This window comes from Streptomyces sp. NBC_00289, assembly GCF_041435115.1.
Taxonomy (GTDB): Bacteria; Actinomycetota; Actinomycetes; order Streptomycetales; family Streptomycetaceae; genus Streptomyces.
Genome location: NZ_CP108046.1, coordinates 5,416,957 through 5,430,247 on the forward strand (window position 1 = coordinate 5,416,957; position 13,291 = coordinate 5,430,247).

General features: G+C 65.1%; 6 protein-coding genes and 3 rRNA genes. 6 read left to right on the forward strand and 3 right to left on the reverse strand.

Translation table 11 applies throughout. The features are described 5' to 3' along the window. Window positions 1–209: 209 nt before the first annotated feature. Complete coding sequence (locus OG985_RS24595; RefSeq protein ID WP_371670491.1) at window positions 210–1,853, forward strand: SpoIIE family protein phosphatase; 1,644 nt, start codon at window positions 210–212, stop codon at window positions 1,851–1,853. 3 nt (window positions 1,854–1,856) lie between these two features. On the opposite strand, the gene OG985_RS24600 is transcribed toward OG985_RS24595, so the two are convergent. Continuing rightward, window positions 1,857–3,122, reverse strand: coding sequence for an MFS transporter (locus tag OG985_RS24600; protein WP_371674484.1), 1,266 nt, complete (start codon window positions 3,120–3,122; stop codon window positions 1,857–1,859). Window positions 3,123–3,256: 134 nt separating this feature from the next. On the opposite strand from OG985_RS24600, the gene OG985_RS24605 reads away from it, so the two are divergent. From OG985_RS24605 to OG985_RS24625, 5 genes are all read left to right on the forward strand, one after another. After that, window positions 3,257–3,808 (forward strand): MarR family winged helix-turn-helix transcriptional regulator, encoded by a 552-nt coding sequence (locus OG985_RS24605; RefSeq protein ID WP_371670492.1) that lies wholly within the window; start codon window positions 3,257–3,259, stop codon window positions 3,806–3,808. Window positions 3,809–4,461: 653 nt separating this feature from the next. Then, window positions 4,462–5,987: ribosomal RNA gene (locus OG985_RS24610) — 16S ribosomal RNA — on the forward strand. Window positions 5,988–6,305: 318 nt separating this feature from the next. Further along, a 23S ribosomal RNA gene (locus tag OG985_RS24615) occupies window positions 6,306–9,430 on the forward strand. 91 nt (window positions 9,431–9,521) lie between these two features. Continuing rightward, window positions 9,522–9,638, forward strand: a 5S ribosomal RNA gene (gene rrf, locus OG985_RS24620). The 16S, 23S and 5S rRNA genes sit together here, the layout of an rRNA operon. A gap of 74 nt (window positions 9,639–9,712) precedes the next feature. Next, window positions 9,713–10,282: a GNAT family N-acetyltransferase gene (locus tag OG985_RS24625; RefSeq protein ID WP_371670493.1), complete on the forward strand. Its 570-nt coding sequence runs from the start codon at window positions 9,713–9,715 to the stop codon at window positions 10,280–10,282. A 20-nt stretch (window positions 10,283–10,302) separates the two neighbouring features. Here OG985_RS24625 and OG985_RS24630 read toward each other — a convergent pair whose 3' ends face one another. Both OG985_RS24630 and OG985_RS24635 read right to left on the reverse strand, forming a co-directional pair. Further along, the gene (locus tag OG985_RS24630) at window positions 10,303–11,847 is read right to left on the reverse strand and encodes a type IV secretory system conjugative DNA transfer family protein (protein WP_371670494.1); all 1,545 of its coding nucleotides are present in this window, start codon (window positions 11,845–11,847) and stop codon (window positions 10,303–10,305) included. A 14-nt stretch (window positions 11,848–11,861) separates the two neighbouring features. Next, the gene (locus tag OG985_RS24635; protein WP_371670495.1) at window positions 11,862–13,289 is read right to left on the reverse strand and encodes an ATP-binding protein; all 1,428 of its coding nucleotides are present in this window, start codon (window positions 13,287–13,289) and stop codon (window positions 11,862–11,864) included. Between the last annotated feature and the right edge of the window lie 2 nt (window positions 13,290–13,291).

The following is a 13,291-nucleotide window of genomic DNA, read 5'->3' on the forward strand; positions in this document are numbered from 1 at the left end:
CTCCACCGGCGGGGCAGGCGTCTGACGGATGTCGCCCCGGTCGGTCACCCTGCCAGACTGATCCCGACCCGGGGCGGGCAGACGCCCGCCCTTCGAACCCCCGAGGCTTTCCCCACTGTGCTGCAACCCCGGTGTGCCACTGCCCGGACCCCCGGCCGGGTCCGGAGCCGGCCGGAGACGCCGAAGACGACGACACGAGGCAAGGATTCGTGAACTTCACGCGCTGGAGCGCCCGGCTCCCCGGAACGCAGCGCCGCGCCGCAGCGCGGACCGAACACACCATCTCCCCGGACCGACTCGGGGACGGCTCCGTCCCCGCGGCCCGCGTCGAACAACTGGCCGACGGCAAGTCCGCCGTGCCGGCCGTCGACGAACTCCCGGTGCGTGAGGTCCTCGACCGCGTCCCGGCCCTCGTCGCCCTCATCCACGGCCCCGACCACCGCCTCGCCTACGTCAACGACGCCTACGTCGCGGCCTTCGGCCCCCGCCCGATCGGCGACCCGGCCCGCGAGGCACTCCCGGAGCTGGACGAACTGGGCCTCTTCCCGTTGCTCGACCAGGTCCTGCGCAGCCGCAAGCCCCGCACGGTCAAGTCCCGCAAGGCCCCCGACGGCCGCTCCTACACCTTCAGCTGCACCCCGGTCAGCGACGGCGAGAGGGGCGGCGTGCTCGTCTTCGCCACCGACGTCACCGACCACGCCGAGGCCGCCGAACGCCTCAGAGCCAGCGAACGGCGCCAGCGCGAGACCGCCGTCACCCTCCAGCGCTCCCTGCTCCCCCAGGAACTGGAACAGCCCGACGACCTGCGCGTAGCGGCCACCTACCAGCCCGGCGGCACGGAAGCGGCGGTCGGCGGCGACTGGTACGACGTGATCACCCTCGGCGGCGGCCGCACGGCCCTGGTCATCGGTGACGTCATGGGCAGAGGAGTGCGCGCGGCGGCGGTCATGGGCCAGCTCCGTACGGCGGTCAGGGCCTACGCCCGCCTGGACCTCCCCCCGCACGAGATCCTCCAGCTTCTCGACGGCCTCGCCACCGAGATCGACGCCAACCAGATCGCCACCTGCGTGTACGCCATCCACGACCCCAACGAGGGGCGGCTGGTGTACGCCTCGGCCGGCCACCTGCCGATCCTGGTCCGCGACGAGAGCGGGGTGGTCCTGCGCGCCGACGAACCCACCGGCCCGCCCCTGGGCACCGGCGGCTGGATGCACGCCTCGGGCTCGATCCCCCTGGGCCCCGGCTCCACGGCCGTCCTCTACACGGACGGCCTGGTGGAGCGCAGGAACGAGGACCTGGACGAGGGCATCGCCGCCCTCGAACGAGCCCTCGCGGGGGCGACGGGCACTCCCCAGGTGGTGTGCGACCGCCTGGTCCGGTCGGCCGGGGTCACGGCGGACCACGACGACGACGTGGCCGTCCTGGTCCTCCAGCACCCCGCCCGCACGGGCCCGGACAGCGAGCTCTTCCGCAACGCGGCCCTGGAGCTCCTCGGCGGTGTCGAGGCGGCCCCCCGCGCGCGTGCCTTCGCCTCCGGCGTCCTGACGAGCTGGCGCTTCCCGCCCGAACTGCACGACCTGGGTGTCCTGGCCGCCAGCGAACTCGTCGCCAACTCGCTGCAACACGGCACCCCGCCCATGCGCCTGCGCCTGCGCCGCACCGACCGGCGCCTGATCATCGAGGTGACGGACGGCGACGACCACCTGCCCAGGCGCCGCCGCGCCGAACCGGGCGACGAGTCGGGCCGAGGCATCGCCATCGTGGCGACGATCGCCTCGGCCTGGGGCTCCCGCCGCACGCCCGGGGGCGGCAAGGCGGTGTGGTGCGAGTTCGCGCTGCCCCGCGCGAAGTAAGGCTCAGGCGCGCGCTCGCGCGTGCCCCGAAGCGGCGGCGCCGCCCTGCGCCACCACCCGGCTCTTCGCCGACCACGGCTGATCCTGTACGGCGGTCAGCTGCCGCCCCAGCCGTATCCCGAGGAACGTGATGCCCAGGGAGAACAAGAGGAACGTCACCACGTACGGCGCGTGCAGCGAGGCCCCCATGGGCCCGCCGACCGCCGGTCCCACGGCCAGCGCCAGCTGCTTGACGAGCGCGAACGCCGAGTTGTACTGCCCGGCCAGTCCCGTCGGCGCGAGATCGGCGACCAGCGGCGCGACCGTCGGCGAGAGCATCGCCTCACCGAGCCCGAACAGGGCGTACGTCGACACGAACGCCGCGGTGGCCATCTCCCGGCTGCCGTGCCCCAGACCCGCGTACCCGGCCATGACCCATGCGACGGCCCAGATGAGTCCCACCGCCGCGATCACCCGGGACCGCCTGCGCCGCTCCACGAACCTCAGCACGACGAACTGCGCGACCACGATCACCGCCGTGTTCGCGGCCAGCGCCGTGCCCAGCGCGGACGTGGAGATCCCGGCGGCCTCCACTCCGTACGCGCTCAGCCCCGACTCGAACTGCCCGTAGCAGGCGAAGAACAGCACGAACCCCAGCACGGACAGCTGCACCATGGCTCGATTGCCGAGCAGCTGCTTCCAGCCGCCCTGCCCCGACCGGCCCGGCGCGTCCTCCATGCGCGGCGCGTGCGGCATCCGCACGGTCGCCAGTACGACGACCAGCAGCAGGAACACCGCCGCCTCGATCGCGAACAGCACGGTGAAGGACGTGGCGCTCGTGGTGTCGACGAGATGACCGCCGATGAGTCCGCCGACGCCGAGCCCGAGGTTCTGCAGGAAGAACTGTGTGGCGAAGGCCCGCGAGCGGGTGTCGGACGAGGAGCAGTCCACGATCATCGTCGCCAGCGCCGGCTGCATCACGGCCTGCCCCGCGCCCAGCGCGGCCGCCGACAGCAGCACGGTCGCGGCGGTCGCGGCGATGCCCAGGCTCAGCGCCCCGAGGGCGGCGGTGACCAGAGCGGCGAGCAGCACCGGAAGCGGCCCCCGCCGGACGATGGCCCGACCGGCGAACGGCAGCACGATCAGCGCGGCCACGGCGAAGACGGCGAGTACGAGACCCGCCGTCACGGCACCCAGCCCCCGCACCTGCGCCACATAGACGTACAGGTAGGGGACGGTGAAGCCGAGCCCGAACGCGCTGAATGCGTTGCCCACGTGGATCCGGCGCATCGCCGCGCCTCTCGCCCTGGTCACGTTCACCTCTCTCAGTAGTTAGGTCTGAAGACTTCGAAGCTAAAGTTCGAGATTGAACAGTACACCTTGAAGGACTTCAATGCCAAGCAGAGCCATGCCATACTGCGACCATGGGTGACACCCCCGGCAGCCTCGGCGAACCGACACTCGAAGAGCAGATCGCCGCCTACCAGCGCGAGTTCCAGGACCTCGACCCACAGGTCGAGAAGATCGTCTCGGCCCTCTCCCGCCTGAATCGCCGCATGAACGTCGCCTACGGCCGCCAGACCGCCGCCCTCGGCATCAGCAACGCCGAGTGGGAGGTCCTCAAGGCCCTTGTCCTTTCCGGCGCCCCCTATCGCCTGGGCCCCAGCGACCTCGCCAAGCGCCTCGGCCTGACGCCGGCCGCGATGACCCACCGGATCGACCGCATGGTCGCCGAGGGGCTGGTCACCCGGGACCGCGACGAGAGCAACCGGGTCCGCGTGATCGTGGAACTGACGGCGGAGGGTCGGGACAGATGGCAGGAGGCGATGCGCCTCGCCACGGTCTTCGAGGAGGACCTGCTCCAGGACCTCTCCGCCGGGGAGCGAACCGCCCTCGGCGAGGTCCTCACCCGCCTCCTCCGCAGGGTCGAGTACGCCCAGCCGGACGCCGGCGGACGTCTCAGCGACCTCGACTGAGGCGGAACACCAAAAGATCTTGACAGGGGGCGCTTGACACCCCTCACCGCGATGCGTAGAATTCTTCGGGTTGCCACAGAGCCGTAACGGTTCTTCGGCACCACCTCCGCCGCAGAAGCGGCACCACAAACCACCAGCACGATCTCCCAGCGGGATTGAATTCGGCGTGTCCGAATTAAATTCGATTGGGTACGGCAGCTCGATTAGGAGCTACCGAAGGGATCCGCTAAGGTTTGAGACGTCGGAACGGCCCAACAGCCGGGAGGACAAGCCCGCTGACTGGGAGTCAGGCCCGAAAGGATCTGATAGAGTCGGAACCGCCGGAAAGGGAAACGCGAAAGCGGAAACCTGGAAAGCACCGAGGAAATCGGGACCGGAAACGGTCTGATAGAGTCGGAAACGCAAGACCGAAGGGAAGCGCCCGGAGGAAAGCCGCGAGACAGTGTCTCGGGTGAGTACAAAGGAAGCGTCCGTTCCTTGAGAACTCAACAGCGTGCCAAAAATCAACGCCAGATATGTTGATACCCCGTCTCCGGCCGTCTGGTCGGGGCGTGGTTCCTTTGAAGTAAACACAGCGAGGACGCTGTGAACGGCCGGGCTTATTCCGCCTGGCTGTTCCGCTCTCGTGGTGTCATCCCGATTACGGGACAACATTCACGGAGAGTTTGATCCTGGCTCAGGACGAACGCTGGCGGCGTGCTTAACACATGCAAGTCGAACGATGAACCACTTCGGTGGGGATTAGTGGCGAACGGGTGAGTAACACGTGGGCAATCTGCCCTTCACTCTGGGACAAGCCCTGGAAACGGGGTCTAATACCGGATAATACTCCCGCAGGCATCTGTGGGGGTTAAAAGCTCCGGCGGTGAAGGATGAGCCCGCGGCCTATCAGCTTGTTGGTGAGGTAATGGCTCACCAAGGCGACGACGGGTAGCCGGCCTGAGAGGGCGACCGGCCACACTGGGACTGAGACACGGCCCAGACTCCTACGGGAGGCAGCAGTGGGGAATATTGCACAATGGGCGAAAGCCTGATGCAGCGACGCCGCGTGAGGGATGACGGCCTTCGGGTTGTAAACCTCTTTCAGCAGGGAAGAAGCGAAAGTGACGGTACCTGCAGAAGAAGCGCCGGCTAACTACGTGCCAGCAGCCGCGGTAATACGTAGGGCGCAAGCGTTGTCCGGAATTATTGGGCGTAAAGAGCTCGTAGGCGGCTTGTCGCGTCGGTTGTGAAAGCCCGGGGCTTAACCCCGGGTCTGCAGTCGATACGGGCAGGCTAGAGTGTGGTAGGGGAGATCGGAATTCCTGGTGTAGCGGTGAAATGCGCAGATATCAGGAGGAACACCGGTGGCGAAGGCGGATCTCTGGGCCATTACTGACGCTGAGGAGCGAAAGCGTGGGGAGCGAACAGGATTAGATACCCTGGTAGTCCACGCCGTAAACGGTGGGAACTAGGTGTTGGCGACATTCCACGTCGTCGGTGCCGCAGCTAACGCATTAAGTTCCCCGCCTGGGGAGTACGGCCGCAAGGCTAAAACTCAAAGGAATTGACGGGGGCCCGCACAAGCAGCGGAGCATGTGGCTTAATTCGACGCAACGCGAAGAACCTTACCAAGGCTTGACATCGCCCGGAAAGCATCAGAGATGGTGCCCCCCTTGTGGTCGGGTGACAGGTGGTGCATGGCTGTCGTCAGCTCGTGTCGTGAGATGTTGGGTTAAGTCCCGCAACGAGCGCAACCCTTGTTCTGTGTTGCCAGCATGCCCTTCGGGGTGATGGGGACTCACAGGAGACTGCCGGGGTCAACTCGGAGGAAGGTGGGGACGACGTCAAGTCATCATGCCCCTTATGTCTTGGGCTGCACACGTGCTACAATGGCAGGTACAATGAGCTGCGATACCGTGAGGTGGAGCGAATCTCAAAAAGCCTGTCTCAGTTCGGATTGGGGTCTGCAACTCGACCCCATGAAGTCGGAGTTGCTAGTAATCGCAGATCAGCATTGCTGCGGTGAATACGTTCCCGGGCCTTGTACACACCGCCCGTCACGTCACGAAAGTCGGTAACACCCGAAGCCGGTGGCCCAACCCCTTGTGGGAGGGAGCTGTCGAAGGTGGGACTGGCGATTGGGACGAAGTCGTAACAAGGTAGCCGTACCGGAAGGTGCGGCTGGATCACCTCCTTTCTAAGGAGCATCTAGGCCGCCAGGCATTGTCTGGTGGTCCAGGGCCATTACGTCGGCATACGTTCGACGGTGGTTGCTCATGGGTGGAACGTTGATTATTCGGCCGGTTTTCCGGGTCGGAGGCTGCAAGTACTGCTCGCAAGAGTGTGGAAAGCATGATCTTCGGACGGGATGCGGTCGGGCACGCTGTTGGGTATCTGAGGGTACGGCCGATTGTTGGCTGCCTTCAGTGCCGGCCCCGGTAAAAATCTGCTTCGGCGGGTTGTGACGGGTGGTTGGTCGTTGTTTGAGAACTGCACAGTGGACGCGAGTATCTGTGGCCAAGTTTTTAAGGGCGCACGGTGGATGCCTTGGCACCAGGAACCGATGAAGGACGTGGGAGGCCACGATAGTCCCCGGGGAGTCGTCAACCAGGCTTTGATCCGGGGGTTTCCGAATGGGGAAACCCGGCAGTCGTCATGGGCTGTCACCCATACCTGAACACATAGGGTATGTGGAGGGAACGCGGGGAAGTGAAACATCTCAGTACCCGCAGGAAGAGAAAACAACCGTGATTCCGGGAGTAGTGGCGAGCGAAACCGGATGAGGCCAAACCGTATACGTGTGAGACCCGGCAGGGGTTGCGTATGCGGGGTTGTGGGATCTCTCTTTCACAGTCTGCCGGCTGTGAGACGAGTCAGAAACCGTTGATGTAGGCGAAGGACATGCGAAAGGTCCGGCGTAGAGGGTAAGACCCCCGTAGTCGAAACGTCAACGGCTCGTTTGAGAGACACCCAAGTAGCACGGGGCCCGAGAAATCCCGTGTGAATCTGGCGGGACCACCCGCTAAGCCTAAATATTCCCTGGTGACCGATAGCGGATAGTACCGTGAGGGAATGGTGAAAAGTACCGCGGGAGCGGAGTGAAATAGTACCTGAAACCGTGTGCCTACAAGCCGTGGGAGCGTCGCGCATTGAGTTTACTCAATGCGTCGTGACTGCGTGCCTTTTGAAGAATGAGCCTGCGAGTTTGCGGTGTGTTGCGAGGTTAACCCGTGTGGGGAAGCCGTAGCGAAAGCGAGTCCGAACAGGGCGATATAGTAGCGCGCTCAAGACCCGAAGCGGAGTGATCTAGCCATGGGCAGGTTGAAGCGGAGGTAAGACTTCGTGGAGGACCGAACCCACCAGGGTTGAAAACCTGGGGGATGACCTGTGGTTAGGGGTGAAAGGCCAATCAAACTCCGTGATAGCTGGTTCTCCCCGAAATGCATTTAGGTGCAGCGTCGTGTGTTTCTTGCCGGAGGTAGAGCACTGGATAGGCGATGGGCCCTACCGGGTTACTGACCTTAGCCAAACTCCGAATGCCGGTAAGTGAGAGCACGGCAGTGAGACTGTGGGGGATAAGCTCCATGGTCGAGAGGGAAACAGCCCAGAGCATCGACTAAGGCCCCTAAGCGTACGCTAAGTGGGAAAGGATGTGGAGTCGCACAGACAACCAGGAGGTTGGCTTAGAAGCAGCCACCCTTGAAAGAGTGCGTAATAGCTCACTGGTCTAGTGATTCCGCGCCGACAATGTAGCGGGGCTCAAGCGTACCGCCGAAGTCGTGTCATTCATACACATATCCCCAACGGGAGTATGGATGGGTAGGGGAGCGTCGTGTGCCGGGTGAAGCCGCGCCGGAAGGCAGTGGTGGACGGTTCACGAGTGAGAATGCAGGCATGAGTAGCGATACACACGTGAGAAACGTGTGCGCCGATTGACTAAGGGTTCCTGGGTCAAGCTGATCTGCCCAGGGTAAGTCGGGACCTAAGGCGAGGCCGACAGGCGTAGTCGATGGATAACCGGTTGATATTCCGGTACCCGCTGTGAAGCGTCAAACATTGAACCAGGCGATGCTAAGTCCGTGAAGCCGTTCCGGACCCTTCGGGGAAAGGAAAGTGGTGGAGCCGACGGACCAGACCTGCAGTAGGTGAGTGATGGGGTGACGCAGGAAGGTAGTCCATCCCGGGCGGTGGTTGTCCCGGGGTAAGGGTGTAGGCCGTGCGATAGGTAAATCCGTCGCACATCAAGGCTGAGACCTGATGCCGAGCCGATTGTGGTGAAGTGGATGATCCTATGCTGTCGAGAAAAGCCTCTAGCGAGTTTCATGGCGGCCCGTACCCTAAACCGACTCAGGTGGTCAGGTAGAGAATACCGAGGCGTTCGGGTGAACTATGGTTAAGGAACTCGGCAAAATGCCCCCGTAACTTCGGGAGAAGGGGGGCCATCACTGGTGATCCGATTTACTCGGTGAGCTGGGGGTGGCCGCAGAGACCAGCGAGAAGCGACTGTTTACTAAAAACACAGGTCCGTGCGAAGCCGTAAGGCGATGTATACGGACTGACGCCTGCCCGGTGCTGGAACGTTAAGGGGACCGGTTAGTGCGCTTTCGGGCGTGCGAAGCTGAGAACTTAAGCGCCAGTAAACGGCGGTGGTAACTATAACCATCCTAAGGTAGCGAAATTCCTTGTCGGGTAAGTTCCGACCTGCACGAATGGCGTAACGACTTCTCGACTGTCTCAACCATAGGCCCGGTGAAATTGCACTACGAGTAAAGATGCTCGTTTCGCGCAGCAGGACGGAAAGACCCCGGGACCTTTACTACAGTTTGATATTGGTGTTCGGTTCGGCTTGTGTAGGATAGCTGGGAGACTGTGAAGCTTGGACGCCAGTTCAGGTGGAGTCGTCGTTGAAATACCAGTCTGGTCGTGCTGGATGTCTAACCTGGGTCCGTGATCCGGATCAGGGACAGTGTCTGATGGGTAGTTTAACTGGGGCGGTTGCCTCCTAAAGAGTAACGGAGGCGCCCAAAGGTTCCCTCAGCCTGGTTGGCAATCAGGTGTTGAGTGTAAGTGCACAAGGGAGCTTGACTGTGAGACCGACGGGTCGAGCAGGGACGAAAGTCGGGACTAGTGATCCGGCGGTGGCTTGTGGAAGCGCCGTCGCTCAACGGATAAAAGGTACCCCGGGGATAACAGGCTGATCTTCCCCAAGAGTCCATATCGACGGGATGGTTTGGCACCTCGATGTCGGCTCGTCGCATCCTGGGGCTGGAGTCGGTCCCAAGGGTTGGGCTGTTCGCCCATTAAAGCGGTACGCGAGCTGGGTTTAGAACGTCGTGAGACAGTTCGGTCCCTATCCGCTGCGCGCGCAGGAATATTGAGAAGGGCTGTCCCTAGTACGAGAGGACCGGGACGGACGAACCTCTGGTGTGCCAGTTGTCCTGCCAAGGGCATGGCTGGTTGGCTACGTTCGGGAGGGATAACCGCTGAAAGCATCTAAGCGGGAAGCCTGCTTCGAGATGAGTATTCCCACCCCCTTTGAGGGGTTAAGGCTCCCAGTAGACGACTGGGTTGATAGGCCGGATCTGGAAGCACCGTAAGGTGTGGAGGTGACCGGTACTAATAGGCCGAGGGCTTGTCCTCAGTTGCTCGCGTCCACTGTGTTGGTTCTGAAACCACGAACAACCCCATGCCCATGGTCACGGGTGTGGTGCGGTTGTCTGTTTCATAGTGTTTCGGTGGTCATAGCGTGAGGGAAACGCCCGGTTACATTCCGAACCCGGAAGCTAAGCCTCACAGCGCCGATGGTACTGCAGGGGGGACCCTGTGGGAGAGTAGGACACCGCCGAACAAATCTTGGGAAAACCCCCGCACCTCAGGTGCGGGGGTTTTCTGCGTTTAGGGGTCACGTATTACGGTGGCGGTATGAGCACCCCGAACGCCGAGAGCCGCGAGAGTTACCTGATTCGTTCCATACGGGCCGACGAGTGGGCCAAGGCCAAGGAGCTGCGGCTCGTCGCCCTGCGCGATCCGGTGGCGCATCTCGCCTTTCTCGAGACGTACGACACGGCGGTGGCCAGGCCGGACTCCTTCTGGCAGGAGCGGGCCGTCGGGGCTGCCGAAGGGGCGACCGGGGCGCAGCAGATCATCTCGGAGGGGCCGGACGGGGAGTGGGCCGGCATGCTGACCGTGCTGGTCGAGGAACCCGGGACAACGGACTGGGCCGGTTCTCCCGTCGAGCGGAAGCAGGGGCACCTCGTCGGTGTCTTCGTCCGGCCCGAGCACCGTGGCTGCGGAATGACCGAGGTGCTCTTCGACGCGGCTCTGGAGTGGTCGTGGGGGCAGGGCGCCGAGCGGGTACGGCTGATCGTGCACGAGGACAACGGGCGGGCCCAGGCCTTCTACCGTAAGGCGGGGTTCCTGCCCACCGGAGTGACCGTGCAGCTCGGCGGGAGCGGGGAGCGTGAGCTGGAGATGGCCGTCGAGCGGCCCTGAGACACGGCTTCCGAGCCGCTCTACACCGGCAGTTCGTCGTGTGGCCAGCGGGCGCGGGCCTGTTCGCGGGAGCGGAGGAGGGCCAGCGTGGGCAGGCCGCGGTCGGCTCCGTCGGCCAGGAGGTCCGGGAGTTGGGGGAGCGGGGCGACGGCCGCGACGTCGTCCAGGACGAGCGTCAGTGGTGGGTCGAGCCGACCGGCGGATGACCGTTCGGCCATGCACCGGCCGCGCTCGACCACGCTTGCGGTGAGGGCCGTCAGAAGAGGCATCGCACCGGGGTTCGTCCTGGGATCCTCGATGGATTCACCGACCACATAAAGCGTGCCCGCTTCGTCGACGAAGGAATCCAAGGCGAGCGCATCAGTTCGGTTTGGAGTGCATGCCTCGCGGATGTTGACCGTGAAGAGAGCGGAGAGCGCCCGGCTGGTGAGTTCCTGGGCGATGTCACGGCGTTCGGGGTGTGCGGTGAGGGCGGCCTCGAGTTCGCCCGCCGAGCCGGGGGACGCCTTCGGGTTCGTGCGCAGGGTGCGGACCGCGTCCTGGATCTGGGTGCCCTGGGACCAGCGGTGGACGTGGCGGACGGTGCGGCCGTCGATCGCTGCGGCGTGGAGATAGCTGCGCAGGAGTGTCTCGGCGGTCTCGCTGACCGCTTGGTCGAGCCGTGCGGTGGGGCGGATGGGGCTGAGGAGGGCGACGGCTCTCGCCGCCGCCGTGGCCTTGTCCTCGCAGCCCGCCGTGGGCGACCAGTGGAGGCGGGCCGGAGTGTCGCAACGGTGTGTGGGGTCGTAGAGGTGGACCGGGCCGAGTTTGGCGCGGGCGTCCTTGGTCTCCTGCCAGATGGCGGGGTCGGAGGTGACGACGAGGGCGGGGCCCGCCGCGTCGCGTACGGCCTGGGTCGCCGATGTCCGGCGGCTGTCCGGGAGGCCGTACAGAACCATGCCTTCGGGGCGGGTCGGTTCCCACGCGCCCGGCCGGTCACCACCGAACGGAGAGGCGGGGGCCTCCTGTTGCGTCGGCGTCGGCTTGAGGAGCTCTGTCGGCTCCGGCTCGACGCGCGGGACGGGGACCTCGGGGACCACCTCGGGGACCTCGTGCGGCTGGGGCACCCGGCGTGCTGCGCGAACCTCCGGCACCTGCTCCGGTTCCGTGGTCGTAGCCGTGCTCCGGCCGATCGCCTCGGCCCGTCTTCTGGCCCTGACGCCCTTCCACCGTGCCACGGTGCCGATCGCGAACACCGTCAGGACGAACAGCATCATCAGCTGGCCGAGGAACAGGCCCCAGAAGAGGCCGTAGCCCGAGAGCTGGTCCGCAGGGGTGTCGGGCCAGGCGCCGGGGATGTCGTGCGGTCGGCCGATCAGATAGCGCATGGCCAGCGGGGTGCGGGTGAAGGTGACGCCGTCCGGCCAGGCGCCCTGGGAGAACAGGGCGGACAGGCCGGTCGCCGTCCAGACCAGCAGGGTCATGCCGAGGAGGAAGGCGAGCAGGCCGATCAGGAGTCCGTCGGGAACGCCTCCCTGCCGGTTCTGACGGTCCTGTCGGCGGTCGAGGTGATCGTCCGGTCTCACGCCTGCCCCTCCGCCTACGCCACCGTCGACTCGGACGAGCCGTCCAAGTCGTTGAGGTGCTGTTCCATGAAGGCAGCCGCCCGTTCCTCCGCCTCCAGCTCGGCGGCGCGCAGGGCGTCGCCGGCCAGTTCGTGTTCCCTGGAGGTCTCGGTCATCGCGCGGTCGGTGAAGACGAGTGGCCGTTCGGTGTCCGTGACCAGGTGTTTGACCACCTGCACGTTGCCGTTGACGTCCCAGACCGCGATGCCGGGGGTGAGGGTCGGGATGATCTCCACCGCCCAGCGGGGCAGGCCCAGCACCCGGCCCGTCGCCCTCGCCTCGTCGGCCTTCTGGGCGTAGATCGTCCGGGTCGAGGCCATCTTCAGGATCGCGGCGGCCTCCTTCGCCGCCGCTCCGTCCACCACGTCGCTCAGGTGGTGGACGACCGCCACGAAGGACAGGCCCAGCCGGCGCCCGAACTTCAGCAGGCGCTGGAACAGCTGCGCCACGAACGGGCTGTTGATGATGTGCCAGGCCTCCTCGACCAGGAAGATGCGCTTCTTCCGGTCGGGGCGGATCCAGGTGTGCTCGAGCCATACTCCGACGATCGCCATCAGGATGGGCATGGCGATGGAGTTGCGGTCGATGTGGGAGAGGTCGAAGACGATCAGGGGCGCGTCGAGGTCGATGCCGACCGTGGTGGGGCCGTCGAACATGCCGCGCAGGTCACCGTCGACCAGGCGGTCCAGGACCAGGGCCACGTCCAGGCCCCAGGCCCGTACGTCGTCTATGGCGACGTTCATCGCCTCGGCGGACTCCGGCTCGGGGTGCCGTAGCTGCTCGACGATGTCCGTCAGTACGGGCTGGCGGTCGAGGATCGTCTCGTTGACGAAGGCGTGCGCGACCTTGAGGGCGAAGCCGGAGCGCTCGTCCAGGCCGTGGCCCATCGCGACCTCGATGATCGTGCGGAGCAGCGCGAGCTGCCCCGTCGTCGTGATCGAGGGGTCGAGGGGGTTGAGCCGGATCCCGTGGTCGAGGGCCGCCGTCGGGTCCAGCCGGATGGGAGTTATACCCAGCTCCCGCGCGACCAGGTTCCATTCGCCGACGCCGTCCTCGCCCTGTGCGTCGAGGACGACGACCTGGCGGTCGCGGAAGCGTAGCTGTCGTAGGACGTACGTCTTCTCCAGCGCCGACTTGCCGTTGCCGGACTCGCCGAGGACCAGCCAGTGAGGTGCCGGGAGCTGCTGGCCGTACAGCTGGAAGGGGTCGTAGATGTAGCCCTTCCCGGAGTAGACCTCGCGGCCGATGATGACCCCCGAGTCGCCGAGGCCGGGCGCCGCGGTGGGCAGGTAGACGGCCTGGGCCTGGCCCGTGGAGGTGCGCACCGGCAGGCGGGTCGTCTCGACCTTCCCGAAGAGGAAGGACGTGAAGGCGTCGGTCAGGATGGACATCGGATCCCGCATGC

Bases quoted from the DNA above. Each gene is read 5' to 3' on its own strand.
- OG985_RS24600 (WP_371674484.1), bottom strand. From the start codon at position 3,122: ATGCGCCGGATCCACGTGGGCAACGCATTCAGCGCGTTCGGGCTCGGC.
- OG985_RS24605 (WP_371670492.1), top strand. From the start codon at position 3,257: ATGGGTGACACCCCCGGCAGCCTCGGCGAACCGACACTCGAAGAGCAG.
- OG985_RS24625 (WP_371670493.1), top strand. From the start codon at position 9,713: ATGAGCACCCCGAACGCCGAGAGCCGCGAGAGTTACCTGATTCGTTCC.
- OG985_RS24635 (WP_371670495.1), bottom strand. From the start codon at position 13,289: ATGCGGGATCCGATGTCCATCCTGACCGACGCCTTCACGTCCTTCCTC.